The 17,444-nt window shown below is 64.6% G+C and carries 19 protein-coding genes and 1 riboswitch; of the genes, 11 read left to right on the plus strand and 8 right to left on the minus strand.

Annotation, left to right across the window (positions count from 1 at the left end; translation table 11 throughout):
• The first annotated feature begins 90 nt into the window (after positions 1–90).
• The 6 genes from rpsF (at position 91) to AC1RIF_RS12395 (ending at position 4,604) form a co-directional block, all read left to right on the plus strand.
• Positions 91–378: a 30S ribosomal protein S6 gene (rpsF, locus tag AC1RIF_RS12370; protein ID WP_492601653.1), complete on the plus strand. Its 288-nt coding sequence runs from the start codon at positions 91–93 to the stop codon at positions 376–378.
• 104 nt (positions 379–482) lie between these two features.
• Positions 483–1,016, plus strand: coding sequence for a single-stranded DNA-binding protein (locus tag AC1RIF_RS12375; protein ID WP_114720113.1), 534 nt, complete (start codon positions 483–485; stop codon positions 1,014–1,016).
• Positions 1,017–1,055: 39 nt separating this feature from the next.
• Complete coding sequence (rpsR, locus tag AC1RIF_RS12380; RefSeq protein ID WP_031936841.1) at positions 1,056–1,298, plus strand: 30S ribosomal protein S18; 243 nt, start codon at positions 1,056–1,058, stop codon at positions 1,296–1,298.
• A 17-nt stretch (positions 1,299–1,315) separates the two neighbouring features.
• Positions 1,316–1,771, plus strand: a complete 456-nt coding sequence (gene rplI, locus AC1RIF_RS12385; RefSeq protein ID WP_492601654.1) for a 50S ribosomal protein L9 — start codon at positions 1,316–1,318, stop codon at positions 1,769–1,771.
• A gap of 509 nt (positions 1,772–2,280) precedes the next feature.
• Positions 2,281–3,669: a replicative DNA helicase gene (gene dnaB, locus AC1RIF_RS12390; protein ID WP_492601655.1), complete on the plus strand. Its 1,389-nt coding sequence runs from the start codon at positions 2,281–2,283 to the stop codon at positions 3,667–3,669.
• Between the two features lie 497 nt (positions 3,670–4,166).
• A complete protein-coding gene (locus AC1RIF_RS12395) occupies positions 4,167–4,604 on the plus strand; it encodes an IS110 family transposase (protein ID WP_492601656.1) in 438 nt (145 codons plus the stop codon).
• A 95-nt stretch (positions 4,605–4,699) separates the two neighbouring features.
• Here AC1RIF_RS12395 and AC1RIF_RS12400 read toward each other — a convergent pair whose 3' ends face one another.
• The gene (locus AC1RIF_RS12400; RefSeq protein ID WP_492601657.1) at positions 4,700–6,148 is read right to left on the minus strand and encodes a lipase family protein; all 1,449 of its coding nucleotides are present in this window, start codon (positions 6,146–6,148) and stop codon (positions 4,700–4,702) included.
• A 112-nt stretch (positions 6,149–6,260) separates the two neighbouring features.
• Here AC1RIF_RS12400 and AC1RIF_RS12405 point away from each other — a divergent pair, with 112 nt between their 5' ends.
• Positions 6,261–6,692, plus strand: a complete 432-nt coding sequence (locus AC1RIF_RS12405) for a hypothetical protein (protein ID WP_492601658.1) — start codon at positions 6,261–6,263, stop codon at positions 6,690–6,692.
• Here the strand turns inward: AC1RIF_RS12405 and AC1RIF_RS12410 are convergent.
• Positions 6,689–7,159 (minus strand): Imm44 family immunity protein, encoded by a 471-nt coding sequence (locus AC1RIF_RS12410; RefSeq protein ID WP_492601659.1) that lies wholly within the window; start codon positions 7,157–7,159, stop codon positions 6,689–6,691. The genes AC1RIF_RS12405 and AC1RIF_RS12410 overlap by 4 nt on opposite strands.
• Before the next feature lie 354 nt (positions 7,160–7,513).
• Entirely contained in the window at positions 7,514–8,215 is a 702-nt protein-coding gene (locus AC1RIF_RS12415) for an NUDIX hydrolase (RefSeq protein WP_492601660.1), read from the minus strand.
• A gap of 142 nt (positions 8,216–8,357) precedes the next feature.
• Positions 8,358–8,437: riboswitch (ZMP/ZTP riboswitch) on the plus strand.
• Between the two features lie 23 nt (positions 8,438–8,460).
• Between AC1RIF_RS12415 and AC1RIF_RS12420 the strand changes: the two genes are divergently transcribed.
• Together AC1RIF_RS12420 and AC1RIF_RS12425 are read left to right on the plus strand one after the other, a co-directional pair.
• The gene (locus tag AC1RIF_RS12420) at positions 8,461–9,306 is read left to right on the plus strand and encodes a bifunctional 5,10-methylenetetrahydrofolate dehydrogenase/5,10-methenyltetrahydrofolate cyclohydrolase (RefSeq protein ID WP_492601661.1); all 846 of its coding nucleotides are present in this window, start codon (positions 8,461–8,463) and stop codon (positions 9,304–9,306) included.
• Positions 9,307–9,451: 145 nt separating this feature from the next.
• A complete protein-coding gene (locus AC1RIF_RS12425) occupies positions 9,452–10,105 on the plus strand; it encodes a hypothetical protein (protein ID WP_492601662.1) in 654 nt (217 codons plus the stop codon).
• Positions 10,106–10,846: 741 nt separating this feature from the next.
• Here AC1RIF_RS12425 and AC1RIF_RS12430 read toward each other — a convergent pair.
• From AC1RIF_RS12430 to AC1RIF_RS12450, 5 genes are all read right to left on the minus strand, one after another.
• Positions 10,847–11,302, minus strand: a complete 456-nt coding sequence (locus AC1RIF_RS12430) for a nitroreductase/quinone reductase family protein (protein WP_492601663.1) — start codon at positions 11,300–11,302, stop codon at positions 10,847–10,849.
• A 164-nt stretch (positions 11,303–11,466) separates the two neighbouring features.
• Positions 11,467–12,690, minus strand: coding sequence for an NADH:flavin oxidoreductase/NADH oxidase family protein (locus AC1RIF_RS12435; protein WP_492601664.1), 1,224 nt, complete (start codon positions 12,688–12,690; stop codon positions 11,467–11,469).
• Between the two features lie 2 nt (positions 12,691–12,692).
• Positions 12,693–13,457 carry an acetoacetate decarboxylase family protein gene (locus AC1RIF_RS12440; protein WP_492601665.1) on the minus strand — a complete coding sequence of 255 codons (765 nt, stop codon included), beginning with the start codon at positions 13,455–13,457 and terminating at the stop codon, positions 12,693–12,695.
• On the minus strand, positions 13,454–14,254 hold the full coding sequence (locus AC1RIF_RS12445) for an SDR family NAD(P)-dependent oxidoreductase (RefSeq protein ID WP_492601666.1): 801 nt from the start codon (positions 14,252–14,254) through the stop codon (positions 13,454–13,456). Before AC1RIF_RS12445 ends, AC1RIF_RS12440 begins: the two co-directional genes overlap by 4 nt.
• Positions 14,251–15,516, minus strand: coding sequence for a flavin-containing monooxygenase (locus AC1RIF_RS12450; RefSeq protein WP_492601667.1), 1,266 nt, complete (start codon positions 15,514–15,516; stop codon positions 14,251–14,253). Before AC1RIF_RS12450 ends, AC1RIF_RS12445 begins: the two co-directional genes overlap by 4 nt.
• Positions 15,517–15,648: 132 nt before the next feature.
• Here AC1RIF_RS12450 and AC1RIF_RS12455 point away from each other — a divergent pair, with 132 nt between their 5' ends.
• Complete coding sequence (locus AC1RIF_RS12455; protein WP_492601668.1) at positions 15,649–16,275, plus strand: TetR/AcrR family transcriptional regulator; 627 nt, start codon at positions 15,649–15,651, stop codon at positions 16,273–16,275.
• 644 nt (positions 16,276–16,919) lie between these two features.
• Entirely contained in the window at positions 16,920–17,420 is a 501-nt protein-coding gene (locus tag AC1RIF_RS12460; protein ID WP_492601669.1) for a hypothetical protein, read from the plus strand.
• Positions 17,421–17,444 lie beyond the last annotated feature (24 nt).

Genomic DNA, 17,444 nt, shown 5'->3' on the forward strand with positions numbered 1-17,444 from the left:
GTGTACCCTGCAAAGGTTGCTGACGCAACGACCCTCCTGCCACGGACAGTCCGTGGCCGTTTCACAGTCCATAGGAGGTGATGAGGTCTTATGCGTCATTACGAATTGATGGTCATTCTCGACCCCAGCCTGGACGAGCGCACTGTCGCCCCGTCGCTGGATACGTTCCTCAATGTCGTCCGCAAGGATGGCGGCAATGTCGACAAGGTCGACGTGTGGGGTAAGCGTCGTCTCGCGTACGAGATCGCCAAGAACAGCGAAGGCATCTACGCGGTCATCGATATCACCGCCGAGCCGGCCACCGTCAACGAGCTCGACCGTCAGCTGGGTCTGAACGAGTCGGTGCTTCGTACGAAGGTCCTGCGCCACGGCAAGTGATTCCCGTCTGATCCAGGCACAGGATTCGGTCGGTACCGGCACCGTCGGTACCAGCCCCTAGGCTTTGGACCAACAGGAACTCCACACACAGCAGGAGGAACCACATGGCAGGCGACACCGTAATCACCGTCATCGGAAACCTGACGGCTGATCCCGAGCTTCGTTTCACCCCCGCGGGTGCCGCGGTCGCGAACTTCACCGTCGCGTCCACGCCCCGCACCTTCGACCGTCAGACCAATGAATGGAAAGACGGCGAGGCCCTGTTCTTGCGTTGCAACATCTGGCGCGAGGCAGCGGAAAACGTGGCGGAGAGCTTGACCCGCGGCTCGCGAGTGATCGTGAGCGGCCGGCTCAAGCAGCGCTCCTACGAAACTCGTGAAGGTGAGAAGCGCACTGTCGTAGAGCTCGAGGTCGACGAGATCGGCCCCTCGCTCCGTTACGCCACGGCCAAGGTCAACAAGGCCAACCGTGGTGGCGGCGGTGGCGGGGGCGGCTTCGGTGGCTCCTCCGGCGGATCCGGCGGCGGACGTCCGGCGTCCAACAATTACAGCCAGGGCGGAGACGATCCGTGGGGCAGCGCGCCGCAGGCGGGCTCCTTCGGAGGCGCCCGTGGCGGAGACGACGAACCGCCGTTCTGATCCGTACCCGATCGGAACATCCAGAAAACGGAGAAAGACATGCCGAAGCCGCCGCTGCGCGACAAGGTTATGAAGAAGAAGGTCTGCACGTTCTGCAAGGAAAAGAACACGCAGATCGACTACAAGGACACGACGCTGCTGCGTAAGTACGTCAGCGACCGCGGCAAGATCCGCGCCCGCCGTGTCACCGGCAACTGCGTTCAGCACCAGCGCGACGTGGCCGTTGCCGTGAAGAACTCGCGTGAGGTGGCCCTGCTGCCTTACGTCTCGACGGCTCGCTAAGGAAAGGGAGGGACGACATGAAGCTGATCCTCACCGCTGACGTGGACAACCTCGGTGCGCCCGGCGACACCGTTGAGGTCAAGGACGGCTACGGCCGTAACTACCTGCTCCCCCGCGGCCTGGCGATCGTTGCCACCCGTGGCGCCCAGAAGCAGGTCGAGGGCATCCGTCGTGCGCAGGAAGCGCGCGCGGTCCGTGGCCTCGACCACGCCAAGGAGCTCAAGGCTGCCATCGAGGGTCTCGAGGGTGTGTCGCTGTCGGTGAAGACCGCCGGTGACTCGGGCAAGCTGTTCGGTTCCGTCACCGCGGCCGACGTTGCAGGCGCCATCAAGGCTGCCGGCGGCCCGGTCGTCGACAAGCGCAGCCTGGAGCTGCCGAAGGCTCACATCAAGAGCACCGGCAAGCACCAGATCGTGGTCAACCTGCACCCCGAGGTTGCTGCCAAGTTCCACCTGAACGTCGTCGGCGCGTAGTCGACCCGTTCTCCCGAAGGGCCCCGCGGACCAGTTCCGCGGGGCCCTTCGCGTCGGCTGGGGACGGACTGTGGATAGATTCGCCACCCGGTGCCAATATTGTGACCTGCGACATACCCCTGTTGGGTGGCCGTTTACCCAACACGCCCGGGTTGTCAACCTGGGCGACACGCCGAACTACCTTTCATCCACAGGGCTGTGAAAAGAAAAACCGCCTTCTACCTGCGAATTGTTGAGTGTGATGTTCGTCGATCCCCAGGTTATCCCCAGATTTCCCCAGCCGGTTAACACTCGAGAGTTCCGCGTCCCCAATTCATCTACAGCCTTGTCCACAACCCGGTTTGGTAAGGGGTACTCGAGGCCCCTACCGTCGTGCCGAGCGTGTCTCTCGAGCCGCCCGCGGGGCGGCGACAGATTGTCGGGGGATACGGGTACAAAGAGTGTGAAAGGTGCCGTCCGGCGAGTGGTTCGGGCGGGACCGAAAGCCTCGTGCGGGGAAGGCGGTCGCGTTGGCGGTTGTAGATGATCGTGGTCATTCCGAGTACCCGGGACCCCCGGAGGAGCCCAGCGAGGAGTTCGGTCGGCAGCCTCCGCAGGACATGGTCGCCGAGCAGTCGGTGCTCGGCGGCATGCTGCTGAGCAAGGACGCGATCGCCGACGTGCTCGAGGTCCTGCGGCCGGGCGACTTCTACCGTCCCGCACATCAGTCGGTGTACGACGCGATCCTCGACCTGTACAGCCGCGGCGAGCCGGCCGACCCGGTGACGGTGTCCGCCGAACTGGACCGTCGCGGCGAGCTGCGCCGCATCGGTGGCGCCCCCTACCTGGTGACGCTCACCCAGACGGTGCCGACCGCGGCCAACGCCGCCTTCTACGCGGAGATCGTGGCCGAGAAGTCGGTGCTGCGCCGCCTGGTCGACGCCGGCACCCGCATCGTGCAGTACGGCTACGCCGGCTCCGACGGCCAGGACGTCGCCGAGGTGGTGGACCGCGCGCAGGCGGAGATCTTCGAGGTCACCGAGCGCCGCACCACCGAGGACTTCATGCCGCTCGAGGAGTTGCTGCAGCCCACGATGGACGAGATCGACTCCATCGCCAGCCGCGGCGGCCTGTCCCTCGGCGTGCCCACCGGATTCGCCGAACTCGACGAGGTCACCAACGGTCTGCACCCCGGGCAGATGATCATCGTCGCGGCGCGCCCCGGCGTTGGAAAATCGACCATTGGAATGGATTTCATGCGCTCGTGCTCCATCAAGCACGGCATGGCCAGTGTCATCTTCTCGCTGGAAATGAGCAAGACCGAGATCGTGATGCGTCTGCTGTCGGCGGAGGCGAAGATCAAGCTCTCGGACATGCGTTCGGGCAAGATGACCGACGACGACTGGACGCGGTTGGCGCGGCGGATGAGCGAGATCAGCGAGGCCCCGCTGTACATCGACGACTCCCCCAACCTGACGATGATGGAGATCCGGGCCAAGGCGCGTCGGCTCAAGCAGAAGCACGACATCAAGCTGATCGTGATCGACTACCTGCAGCTGATGTCGTCGGGCAAGAAGGTCGAGTCCCGCCAGCAGGAAGTCTCCGAGTTCTCGCGAAGCCTCAAGCTGCTCGCGAAGGAACTCGAGCTGCCGGTGGTTGCGATCTGTCAGCTCAACCGTGGTCCCGAGCAGCGAACGGACAAGCGCCCGCAGGTCTCCGACCTTCGTGAGTCCGGCTCGCTCGAACAGGACGCCGACATGGTCATGCTGCTGCACCGCCCCGACGCCTTCGAGCGTGACGACCCGCGCGGCGGCGAGGCCGACATCATCCTCGGCAAGCACCGTGGTGGTCCCACCGCGACCATCACCGTCGCGCACCAGCTGCACCTGTCGCGGTTCGTGGACATGGCGCGGGGGTAGGCCGCTGCTGCTGCTGTTCTCGCGATGTAGCGCAGATAAGCGAGACGCGACGCTGGTTGACCAGGTGGTCGTCGCTTCTTGCTCTTCGACATCGACATGCAAGGGCAGAGATTATCCGTAGGCCTTGGCAATGATGGCCAGTAGGCGTTCGAGCTCCCGCTCGGTGCGGCAACCGTGTCGGGGTGCGACAGGAAGCGGGCGGCCTGCGGGTCGCAGTGGGCTTCGTCGATCGCGTCGGCGAGTGCGGAGTCAATTCGCTCGCCTGCAGTTCGGCTTTGATCGAGGTTGACGGCGGCCCGACGTGCCCGAGGGCGGCGACTCGGACACCAGCGGTGAACGCCAAAGGCGTGGAATGCGGAGATCAGAAAGACCAGCTCAACACTCTTTTTCCTTAACGTCGTTGCCGGGCAACTCGGGCCCAGTGTCGTAGGTTCGGGCTGTCTGGGGGCGTCGCGGTATGGCTTTTTCTTTTTCGCTGCGCGTATAGCCGGAAGGGAATGGCCGCCGCGATCATCGCCGATCAGGCTCGTATGCGCCGCGACTTGCACCCGATGCGGACTGACGACGAAAGCAGTGTCGAACTGCGGATTCTGACGTCGTATCGAACCGACCTGATGCGGGACCGAACCCGCTCGATCAACCGCCTGCGGTCACTGCTGAGCACCTACTTTCCTGCCCTGGAGCGAGCATTGGATGTCAGCAACACCAAAGCGGCACTGATCCTGCTGACCGGCTACCGGACACCCGACGGGCTTCGGCGGAGCGGGCGGGTTCGGCTCGATCGAGTCCTGGCTACGGAACGCAAGACCTACAACGCCGACAAGGTTGCGGCCATCGCCATCGAGGCTGCGAACGCTTCAGCATGTGCGTGTGCCGGGACAGGACGTCGCCGCGGCGACAGTCGGCAAACTCGCGCAGCAGATCATGTCCCTTGATGTGGAGCTCACCGAACTCGATACCGACATCGAGGATGGTGCGGCGCCATCAATTCGGACGAGCCTGAACCGGAATAGGCAGGTGACCCGACGATCTACCGGGGCCCGATCGGTCGGCCCATCAAGATGTCACCCATCCCCAGGGCGGTCGACACGTAGGTCTCTGCGGCACCCGGCGCCTGCAGGGTCGAGGTCAGTGTTTGTGTATCGCAACCCGGCGCGCTCGGCTCGCCACCGATCCTGTCGCCCAGCCAGTTCAGCGCGTCTGCGGCGCCGGTCACCATGAGCGTGGCGTGCAGGCTGATTTCGTCTCGGCGGTAGGTGAGCGGAGTACCGCCCGCACAGTAGGTGTCGGCCAGGCGATCGACGGTGGCGATCGGAACGATCTCGTCGTTTACGCCGCTGTACAGATACATGGGAGCCGTGGGTGCAGTGCCGCCGAGTTTCGTCTGCTCGATGGCGGCGGCAACCGCGGGCACCTGCATCAGTTCCGTGAACGGGACTGTCCAGTAGACGGTGTTGTCGCGAAAGAGGTTGTTGACCACCGTGGACGCCAGACACTGATCAGACTGCGCGGCCAACGCTGCGCGTCCCTCCGGAGTGAGGCGTACATCGATCTCGCGTGCTGCGTCGGGGAATACCTGCCGTGCCGACGCGAGAACCATTGTCTGCAGTCCAGCCCAGGGCGTTCCGCCGAGATGGTCGATGACCGCCCCAGCATCCGGGGACGGCGAGCCCACCGCGAATCCTCGTACGTTCAGCTCCGGCGCGTACGTGGGCTGCACTTGCGCGGCCCATGCGGACGCGAGCCCGCCGCCCGAGTAGCCCCACAGCCCGACCGGAGTCTGTGCCCCGGAGAGCCCGAGCGGAGTGAACTGCTCCGCGGCCCGGATGCCGTCGAGCACTACATAACCGGGCTCTCGTGGAGTGCCCACACGCGGCGCGGGCCCTTCGTGATCGGGAACCGATACAGCCCAGCCCCGTTGGAGAGCCTGTCCGACGAAGGTCATCTGGCCCTGACTGGTGAATGCCTCGAGTCCGGATCCAGGCCGCATAGCAACAGAGGGCGCGCAGCCGGGATCGATACTGTCCGTTGCCATCTGATACGACAGCAACGGGCGCCCACCAGGAGGAGGCGCGCCGGCAGGCAGGATCACGGTGGTCACGCTCGCCATGGGATTGCCCGCGAGATCCGTTGTTCGATAGAGAAGTTGCCATGCCTGCGCGTTGAACGGCAACGCGGAGTAGGACGCCAGCTGTATCGGACGCTCGCGCAGGATGGTGCCGGGAGCTGTCATTCCGAATCCGTCCGGCGCACGGTAGAAGTCGTCGACACTCGGCTGTACCGGAGCGGCACCCGCGAGCACGGGAGGCGTCACTGCACCGCCCCACACCGCCACCAGAGTTGAAAACGCCCCCATTGCCGCCAAGATCCTCGATCTGCGCATGCGTCGCAGCGTAGCCACCCGCGGGGCCGTTACGGGGCGATTCGCACGATGATCACCATCCGAGCCCAGGCACACCTGAAATGGCGGCAGGGTCACGCTTCAATCCGATTGCCTGCCGAAGCGTCCACCCCACCATCACCTCGACCTTTTCCTGAGTCGCGCGATCCCGCCGGATACCGCCCTAGCTGTCTGCTGGATGGGCAGACGGGTGCTCCGCGTCGAGCACGCGGTCGAGGAGGCGGTCGACAAGGTCGATCGCGAGCTCTGGCGTGTGGTGGCCGGGGAGCATTCCTTGGGCGATTCCGCCGGTAGCGGCCAAGATGAGTTCGGCATCAAGTTCCGGGTTTGCGGAGGGCGTTGGGCGATCGGCTCGCCGAAGTTGTTCTGTCACAACTGCCACCAAGGCGCGCGGTGCCGCCAGCGTTTCCTCCGCGGTGATGCCATTTCCGGAATCTACGCGGTATTGAAGGCCCCGAGGACGATCGCTTCCTCTCGGCGCGCGTCGTGCAGTGGAAGCAGTTCGTTCAGCAAGGCGCTGATGGCCTCTCTCGGCGTCGCGTCGCTACCCAGAGCCCCTCATCGCTTCATGAACCGAGCGGCGGCGGTCTCCATCACCAACCTCATGAACCGCAACAGCTAGCGACTTCCTTGCTGCTTGATCTCTTCAAATCGCTCTCCGAGCAACGGAATGAACGTAACGGCATCAAAGTCTTGGAAGCGGTCCCTGTACCTCATGAGGGCTTGCTCGAGATGACTCACGATATCGTCGCAAAGTTGTGTCCTCGTCTCCCCTTCCGATAGATCCTCGTACTCGTCTACGACGAGCATCTGATCGACCAGAAGCTTGTCGTCCTTCTTGGTGTACCGAGCAAGCGACCGCAGGTTGCCCTTCTCGATATTGACCATGTGGTAGAACCGCAGGATCAAACCGAGCGTAATGTGGCTGAACTGGGCATCAAGGTTTCGCAATTGGGGAGCAATCCGATCCTGCCAGGCATAGTCATTCAGGCTATCGAGAACGTCGTCCAGGATTCCCTGGTTTACCGTGGCCTTTTCCGCCGTTTTCCCTCCTTGTGAATCATAAGTGATCTTCAAGAAGATTCCCATAATCAAGACACCATCCTTCTTTGCCGCCTACTATTGTTTTCGGTTCACCTGCGCGGTGCGCGCGTGCCTGATTTCCCCTACCGCGTCGCCGGCATCCGCTACGACGCTTCAGGCTGTCGCGCGACAGACCGGACGCCTTCACTCCTGACTACTGCCCTGCAGGGCGGGCCGATCCAGCCCAGCCTTCACGGAGTCGCCAACGTGGCGACCCCCCCCGGAACAGGCGCCGGTGCTGCTCAGCGCGACCAACCGTTCGAGTTGAAATTGAAGATCGGTCCACGGCTGCCGTCCGCACGCCGCGGGGAGATGCTCGAGTACCCGCTGGGCTTCCGATCGAACGTAGCGCTCCATACCTCATGCCAGCGGGGTGTCCTGTTTACCGTTCTCCCAATGTCCCAGCGCAGAAAGGTCTTTCACGTGGTCAGCACAGTGGGAGATGTTGACCATGTCGGGGATCCGATTCTTCCGCTGACCGGACTTACGGCTCGGCCGACGAATACCACGCAACTTGTCGATGAAGCGAAGGAAGTGCGGATCGAACTGTTGGGGGTCGCCCGTCCGTACTTCGCCAACTGTCCACCACCGGCCGCCACGAAACTCGCGGGGATCGAGGGTGAACCGCGTGTCGCGGCGCGCCGCGACCACGTACCAGAGGCTGACATCGACATGGTTGTTGTCGGCTCCGACGGTTGCCGTGACTGTGAGGAATAGCGGTTCAGTCCCGGCAACGGTGAAGTCGGCTTCTACGCCGAGCTCCTCCTTCGTCTCCCGCCTGGCAGCAACCAGGGGGTGTTCGCCGGGCTCGACATGCCCGCCAGTGGGGAGCTGCAGTCCAGATTTGATGTGGTCGACGAGAAACACGCTCTGATCGGACGGATCCACCACAACCGTGTAGGACACCAGGTGACGTGGTGGAGTCGCCGGCTTGGCACGGCGAAAGATGTCATCGGTGCTTTCGATCCAGGCCAGCGAATCTGAGATGTGTTCGCGCTCGAGGTCGTCGAGTGGCTCGATGTTGGAAACAAGGTCACGGACGGAACGAACGGCAGGTTGCATCGACCGATCGTTCCAGGAGACACCGACACGCACTGTTTGTAATCGCTGCGGCCTGGTGGGGATCGTCGAACAGGGCACCCAATCGATGGCTCTTCCGGCTGGCGGTCTCCTGTCGTAGCTATCGGTGAATCGCGCCGCTACGCTTGCTCTGCACGACTGGCGCGGGTGGGCAACCATCGGGGAGTGCGAGCAGAGCAGACATCGACCGCCTGGGTGTCCCTCGACTTCGATCGAGAGGACCGACCGTGACCGCACAGATCATCGATGGCTGCGCTGAAGCAGCAAAGCTCCTGGAAGACATCGCCCGCGAGACGGCGCAGTTCACCCAGACGCACGGACGACGACCATGTCTGGCTACCGTGCTGGTCGGCGACGACCCCTCCTCTCACACCTATGTCCGTATGAAGCGCAACCGGTGTGCCCAGGTGGGCATGGAGTCGAGATACGTTGAACTCCCGTCGGCCACCACCACTGCCACTCTCGTCGCCGAGATCGCGGCCCTGTCTGCGGACCCAACCGTCGACGGGATCCTGTTGCAGCACCCGGTCCCGGACCACATCGACGAACGCGCCGCGTTCGAGGCCATCATTCCCGCCAAGGACGTCGACGGCGTCACTATGCACAGCTTCGCCGCAATGGCGCTCGGCGAGAGCGGATTCCACTCCTGCACTCCCGGCGGAATACTCCGTCTCCTCGATGCCTACGACGTCCCACTCGCAGGGCGACACGCGGTCGTTGTCGGTCGCAGCCCGATCCTTGGGAAACCAGTCGGCATGCTGCTCCTCGCTCGAAATGCGACCGTCACCTACTGCCACTCCCACACCCGGGACCTGGCAGAGCACGTCCGGGGCGCCGATGTCGTCATAGCTGCCGTCGGCCGTCCCGAACTGATCCCCGGCGAGTGGATCAAAGACGGCGCGGTAGTCATCGATGCCGGCTACAACCCGGGAAACCTCGGCGACGTCGACTACGCCGGTGCCGCCATGCGGGCGCGGCTCATCACACCGGTGCCCGGCGGGGTCGGCCCGATGACCATCGCAGTCCTTCTCGAGCAGACACTCACCGCGGCCAAGTCAGCCAACTCGGGCTGACACACGATCGAACGCGCAGCAAAACTCCTCCTCGACGATCGCTGAGCAGGCCGCCCGCCGCATGTCCTAGGCGTGGGACCGTCGATGCAGCCGTGGAGAGCGCCGGGCTACGCTCACGGACGCAGGATGGACTCGAGGGAGCTCGGTGGCGAAGATCAGGACAAGAGGGATCCAGGTCGACGGCGGGTGGAGTGTCGACTCCAATGCGTTCGTCGACGAGCACTACAACGCACAGGACGTGCCGTTCGATGACACCGTCCTGTTCACCGCGGTGAACAGCATCACCGGCGAGACGGTTTCCCTCTCCTATGAGAACGCAGCCATCGGCTACTCGCTCGAGCGGATTCTGCTGTCGAGATCGTTGGGCCGATGGATGTACGACGAAGACAGGAGCGTCCACAAGACGATCGCGGCCGGCCACGACATCGAGGCCATCTACGGCCTGCTCCCCCGGTTCCTCAACCCACTCGACAAGGACCTGATTCCTCTCCGGCTCTCCAGTTGGACGGTTGTCGTCAACAATCTGACTGAAACAGAAGCTGCGCACGACGACGTGGAACTGGTCTTCTCGGCGACTCGTGGGAAGCTCTTCATCGACGTCACCTACACCCGGATCGAAGATCGGCCGTACTGCGTCTACATGGGGATGTCGAAGCATCCCTACACCGAACTCACCTACAAGCTCGACAAGCCGACGACGACGCGGAAGGTGATCCACCTGAACGAGGTGGACGCTGTTGCCGCGTTGATCGACGATCTACTGACGGGACTCGAGCCCTTCTATGCGAGCGTCGGCTGACCATGGACGCCCCGGGCATGCCCCGGTCATGGCACTTTGACCTCGCCGGGCGCCTTGTCGCGCTGTCCCTTTCAGCTCGGATGACGAAGGCTACTGCCGGTATGCTCGCGGTACTCCGCCTCGCATACCAGTAGCGGTTCCACCCGTGCACGCCCCGGATTCGTGGCCTCACCGCGCGAACCCAAGGATCGTCAAACAGGACATCTCTGGGCCGCGCAGTAGCCCCAGCTCAGGGGAACGGCGGTTCGACTACGCGCCGCCACGCCATACAAGCCGCAACCCGGCGTGTTGCGCCGATCGGCGGGCTGCCTGAAACCCGGAGGGGCTGGCAGTACCGGCACCGAGTGCCTGTGACGGCCTGTGGTTTCTTGGGGCTGCGGACGGGTGACAATGGAGACCGAGAGTGTGTGTGGCCGCGATGATCTGGCATCGACTCGGACCAGGGCTGTGGAAAAGGACATCGTCGCGCGGAATTTCGGGTGACAAGTGTCGTGGAAGATCTTGAAAATCCAAGGTGGCTCGGACAAGTGGGGCCCGGAACCTACAGCTGCTGCTGCGTTAGGCTCCGGATCTGGATGCCCTTTTCCGAGGTAATCAGTGGTAATCAGTCCCGTACTTGTCTTCCATCCAGGCTGAGTCCATTCTGGTCGCGTTCCGGCGACTGGTGTCGGCACTGCGTGTCACCCGGTCCGGAGTTCCTTCTGGATCCGAAGATCACTGCTGTGAGAGGCGGCGAGACGCCTACATCGTTTGGGGACGTATCGGGGCTCCGTGACTCGGATTTTCGATTTCGGGGCTCAGGATCACGATGGGGATTGGCCGGGCAGTGAGCTGGCGGTACTCGCTGAAGCGGCCGTGATTGACGCCATCGCACAGCGCGAGCAGGCGGTCGTAGTCGAAGTGTTTGGGGTAGACGGGCTGTGCGTGGGCCTGTCGACGGGCGCGGCCGATCTGTAGTTCGACGGCGGGGTGGGCGGTCAGGTTGAGTAACCACGCGGGGTCTGCGGGGCGACCTCCGTTGGAGGCTACGACGATGACGTGGTCGCCGTCGCGAGCGTAGACCAGGGCGTTTGTGCGTGTGTATCCGGTTCGTCGGCCGCGGGTGCGTAGTAGCAATGTGGGCGGACCGATCAGGCGGTGGCCGACGCGGCCGTCGGTCTTTTCGTAGATTCGTTGGTGTAGGTGCAGAACGTTCACTGGGTTCCTCGCTTCCGGTCAGATTCGCATCCCGTGGGCGTTGGTGGGTGTTGAGTACGTGTGGCGGGCGCACCGTGGTGCGGTGCCCGAACCGATACGCGAACGCCCCCACCAGTGATGGTGGCCCACTGGCAGTGTGATCGGCGGCGCCGGTCAGGTGGCGCCTATCTGGGGATGGTGACTTGCTTGATGGCCGCGTTGCTGACACGCGCGATGGCACGTGCGATCGTGCGCATCCCGGGGTTCCGTTGTGGGGACTTTCCCGTGGCGATCTTGTGGAGTTGGTCGTTGTGCCAGGCCAATTCGATGTAGCCGTCGAGGGGCCGGTAGCCCAGCCGGGGCGGATGCGAAGGCAGGCGGGGTTGATCGCCGGAGAGCACCCGCGCGGGATAGTTGGGTATGAAGGCCATTGGGCGACCGATACCGACCAGGTCGACGGCGTCGTCGTTGACCAGGGCGTCGAGGTATCCGGGCGTCCGCAGGCCGCCGGTCAGGAGCAGAGGGACCGGGGTCGAGCGACGGACCTGGGCAGCGAAGTCGGCGAAGTACCCCTCATGCGTTGGGTTTTCCTGCCCGTGGGCGACTCCGGTCATCGCGGGTTGCTCGTATCCGCCGCCGCTGATCTCGAGCAGGTCGATGCCGGCGTCGGAGAGCGCGAGAGCGACGTCGAGGGCGTCTCCGTTACCGAATCCGCCGTAGGTGAAGTCTCCCGAGTTGAGTTTGACCGACACCGGCACCTGCGCTCCGACAGTGCCGCGGACGGCGGTCACGACCTCGAGCAGCAACCTCATCCTGCGTTTCGGGTCACCACCCCAGGCGTCGGATCGCTGGTTGGCCAGCGGGGACAGGAACTGGGATAGAAGGTAACCGTGGGCGGCGTGGATCTGGACGCCGTCGAAGCCGCCCGCGATCGCGAGTTCGGCGCTACGGGCGAATTGGCCGATCAGGGCGTCGATGTCGGTGGCGGTGAGTTCGCGTGGCTTGCGGATGTTGTAGCCAGGCACGCTGCTGCGTGTAGCTGTTGGAGCGACCGGTCGCTTGTTGAAGGGCGAGACCGCGACCTTGCCGGGATGGTTGAGCTGCGCCCAGACCGCCGACCCGCACTCCTTCGCCGCGGTGGTCCATGAACGGACGGCGTCAAGTCCGCGGCCGTCGTCGAGGATGACATTGCCTGGTTCGGTGAGGGCGTCGCGGTCGACCATGATGTTGCCGGTGATGAGAAGGCCGGCGCCGCTGCGTGCCCACACGGCGTAGAGGCGGCTGAGTTTGTCGCTGGGTGTGCCGTCGCGGTGGGCGAGCTGCTCGCTCATGGCGGCCTTGGCTATCCGATTGGGCAGGATCGTGCCGCAGGGTAGCTGGAAGGGGGTGGCCAGGGTACTGGTGGTCATGGTCAGAGCACTCTCGGTCGGAGTCGGGTCAGGGAGAACAGCGGGGTAAGAGGTCGGATGGGAACCGGTGGGATCCCGGCGGACAGGTCGACGCGGTGGAGTCGGGCTTCGACGACCTCGCCGAGGCCCATCAGATGGAGCGGATCGCGCTCGGAGCCGCCGATTGCGAACTGGGTCAGATCGACTCGGCGGGTCTGGATCGGATGCTCGCCCGGGGTGAAGGCGACGACGCGGGGCAATGCAAGCCCGAGGGTGCCGGTGACGTTGCGGTGCGGCCGGCCCAGAATCGGAGGCGCATCAGCGAGGACGTCGCCGAGGCTGCCCGCCATGGTCAGCAACTGGGTGCCACGTCGGGATGCGCTGGTGGCGATCTCGTCGCCCTGGACTTGCCAGCTGATGTCGCCGAGCTTCTTGGGGTAGCCGAGCAACTCTCGACCCAAGATGAGCGCGACGTCGTCGTCGAGGATCATCCAGGGGCAGTGAATGCCGGTGCCGCGCAGTGTTTTGATGTGCACGAACACACCCGCCTCGTGGTACGCCGAGCCGTAGGTGCAGTCGGGGAACCAGGCGGTGAACACCTCGGCGCGGGCGGGGGCGGCGAGGCGGATGCCGGCCGGAAGCCAGCGTCGCATCGCCGTCGGGTCGACCTCGACGGTGGCGGTGAAGTAGTGCGCGTCTCGGTAGAGCAGGCCGCGTGGCGGTGCGAGTTCGAGAGCTTGGCGTACCCCGCCGAGCAGCCCGTAGTCGCCGGTGCGCCGGGGAGTCATCGCATCTGCCCGTAGACGCGGCGCAGTATCGGGTTGAGCACGGTGCGCGGGGTGTGCCGGCCGCCGATGTCCTGCAGCTTCGCGGTGATACCGGGCACCACTCGGCGGCGACCCGCCGCCATACCCCGCACCGCGGCCTCGGCGGCCTGCTGCGCGCTGACCCACGCGAACGATGGGAGTAGTTTCTCGACGTTGCCTAGGTGAGAGACCGCAGCGAACTCGGTGCGCACCGGGCCCGGCGCGAGCAGGGTGCAGGTGACGTCGGTGCCGGCCAACTCCCCGTGAAGCGACTCCGCGAATGTGTTCGCGAACGCTTTGGTCGCGGCGTAGGTGGCGTTGTTGGGGCTGGGCTGGTTTCCTGCTGTCGATCCGGTCACGAGGATCGCCCCTGACCCGCGGTCGAGAAGCTTCGGGAGCACGGCCAGTAGCAAGTCGTGCACGGCAAGAACATTGAGCTCGACCTGCTCGTGTTCCCGGTCTGGATCGAGAGCGCCGAGAGCACCGTAGGTGGCGAAGCCGGCGTTGAGGCACACGATGTTGATCTCCGCCTCGGCGAGAGAGGCGGCGAGCGCGCCACGCTGGGTGCGGTCGGCGAGATCGCATGCTTCGATGTCGACAGCGACCAGGTACCGGTTGCTGAGCCGCTCGGCCAGGGCGCGCAGCCGATCCTCGCGTCGCGCCACAACGATCAGGGAGTGGCCGCGTTTGGCGAGGCTTTCGGCGATGGCCTCGCCGATGCCGCTGGAGGCGCCGGTGATCACGGCGCGAGCGGTGGCGGACGGCGCGGGAAGGCTCATGCTGTGACCTCCTGACGGTGAGGCTGTGGGGCGGAATGGGTGGTGAGAAGGCGTAAGAGTCGTCGGGCGAGGGTGATTCGGCCGAGGATCTCCGCCGAGCCGGCAAGCATGGAAGACCGCGTAGGGATCCACCGGCCGACCATGTCTGACAATGGTTCGTCGAGCTGCTCCTGGGCGCCGATGGCGTCGGCGAGGAAGGCTGCGCCGTGGGAGATGATCCGGCCGGCACCCGACCGGGGCGCCACGAGCCCCCATAGATAGAGGTTGGCGTAGCGCGGAACCAGCACGTGCTCGACGAGCAGCGGTTGGCCGTTCTCCCACACGAACATCGATTCGTCGAGCATCGGGAACCGCGTTCGAAACCCGGTGGCCCACACGATCGTGTCGTACGTTTCCGAGCTGCCGTCCGCGAAGTGCACCACCTCGTCGTCGAACCCCTCGATCTCCGGTCTCGGATGAACCTTGCCGTGCTCCAGCGCGTACATCAGCGAGGAGTTGACGGTCACGTCCTTGGTGAACAGCTTGTGGTCCGGCCTCTGCAGGCCGTAGCGGCGGTAGTCGCCGTAGGACAGTCGCAGCATCTGCCTGAACACGAACCGTTGCAGGGGCATTGGGCACCAGAGCCGGTCGTACTCCGAGGATGGGATGCCGAAGATGGACTTGGGGATGAACCAGTAGCCGCGGCGCATCGAGATATCGGCCGTCCCGAACGTTGCGGCCGCCTCGACCGCGAGATCGCTGGCGGAGTTACCCGCCCCGACCACCAGTACCCGGTAGCTCGGCCCGAAATCCTCGGGCCGCCGGTAGTCCTTGGAGTGCAGCTGCCGACCGGTGAATTCGCCCGGGTAGGTGGGTATGTTGCGCTCCCAGTAGTGACCGTTGGCGATCACAACGGCGCGATACCGGCGGACCTCGCCGGTCGCCAGTTCCACGTACCACCCCGCTGTGCCGGTCGCGTCCACCGGCCAAACGCGGGCCACCTCCGTATCGAGCTCGAGGTTGCCGTCGAGGCCGAAACGACTCACATAGGACTCGAGATAGTCGAGCATCTGTACTGCGCTCGGGAACGTCGGGTATCCCTGCGGCATCGGATGCTCGACGTATTGGGTCGACTTCTTAGAGCTGATCAGATGGGTGGAGTCGTACACGCCGTGGGCCCAGTTCCCGCCGATGCGTCCAGTGGCCTCCAACTGCTCATAGGCAATGCCCGCCATCTTCAACGCATATGCCAAGCCGAGACCGGCGTATCCGGCGCCGATCACGCAAACGCGGTCGCTTCTGTCTCGAACCATCGACGCCCCTCAATTCCTACACTAACTGTAACTTACAGTGCGTGTAACAATTGTCCGGTGGGAGTCACGTGTCAAGAGGCGGGAACCGAAGCAGGAGGAGCGATGGCAATCACGGTGCGGCAGGCCAAGGGGCGGTACGCCGAGCGCATGGCACCCGAGAAGCGCCGCGAACAGCTGCTCGATGCTGCGTTGCGTGTGATCGTGACCCAGGGAGTTCACAAGGTCTCCATCGACTCCGTCGCAAGGGAGGCCGGGGTGACCCGGCCGGTGGTCTACGGCCACTTCGAGGACAGCAACGCGCTGCTGCGTGCCTCACTGGCACGAGAAGAGGAACGCGCAACCGCCCAATGGGTCGCGGCGATGCCGCCGGCGGATCACGGGACGCCGGTCCAGGCAGCCACGACCGGATTTCGGAACTTCCTCGACATCGTTCAGGAGTCACCGGACCTGTGGAGAGCGGTGTTCATGCTCGCCGACAGCAGCACCCCCCAATTCCGTGCACGACTCGAACTCGGTAGGGAAGTCGCCGCGCAGAGCCTCGAGAAACTCCTCGACCGGACTGTCGGTGCTGGTCTCGACAAAGACACCGACGTACCCCTCCTCGCGCGAATGCTGCTCGCTGTGATGTGGGAATCCGGGCGCCTCGTCCTAGCCGACCCGAAGATCTATCCCCCAGAACGCCTCACCGCGCTCGCGGAGAAGACCATCGCCCTCCACATCGACACGTAACGTCGATTACTCGCTACGCCCAACGGGAAGAACAAGTTCGAGGTTTGGCTGCATCGTGCCGACCGTATGGTCGCCGACCACGAGGCCTGGCGAATCGACAAGATGCGGAGGGGCGACAGTTCCGTCGTGAGACGCGCGACGTACCGGCGGGCTCTTCGACCTGCCGGGTTGCTGAATCCTCATGGCCGCACTGGGAGCCCTGCCTGCACTGCGGTATGCCGATCCCCCTGGCTGCGTTCATGAACCGCGCGTCGCACTTCTACCCGCGGCGCCGGCGGAGCTCGCTGCCCTCTTCCCGGACGAGGCGACGGATCCTGACAACGCGCTGATCGCGAGTTCGGGTCGAGATGGCGAGACCGCATGGATCATCGTCCACGCACCGCACTCGGCGGTTGAGCACTACACCGGCGTCCTGATGGAGGTGGCACTGAGCCATGGCCTGATGCTCTGGGATCCGCAGCGAGGTGCCGTCTGGGGCAATCGACGACCGCCGAAAGCCGTCCGCCTAGCCTCGGCCGAACTCGCCGGCCGATGGGGACGTTGCGTGAAGCCGTCTCCTAGCCCGCACTGTGCGAACGGGGCATCGTCCGCGACCGTCATTGTCTTCCTTGCGGAGGGACACGCGACGGCACAGTATTCCGGGCATGGGATTCTCGCTGATCTTCGTCCGCGTCCAGGGAGACGAGCAGTGCGACGCGGATCGCGATGCCGTCGCCGCCTTCCTCGAGACGCGCGGCCTGCACGTGGTGGACAGCGACGGCCAAAGTTCGCTTCTCGTCGATGCGGACGGGCAGGCGCTCTCGTTCGACGGCCACTGGACCGACCTACACCTCGACCCGCTCGATCAGGAGGAGCCGCTGAGCGGTGGGATCGATCACGCCTCGCTGACGGAGGAGGAGACGACGTTCATCTATGAGCTGTGCATCGCGGCCGGGTTCCTCATCGTCAATCCGCAGGGCAACCCGACCTATGTCGTCCCCGGCGCCAACCATGCCCCGGAAGATGTTCCGGATCCGGAGGACACGGACTGGGTGAACAGCGCCGCCGAGCTGTGGCAGGCGCTCGCCGGCAAGTTCGACGACTTCCGCGAATGGCGTGACCGCGTGGTCGCGCAGTACGCGGACGGGCGGGCCGACGGCGAGTAGCGAGCGCGAACCCGGCGGCACACG

It is taken from the genome of Prescottella sp. GW823-FHT02E09 (genome assembly GCF_058797375.1).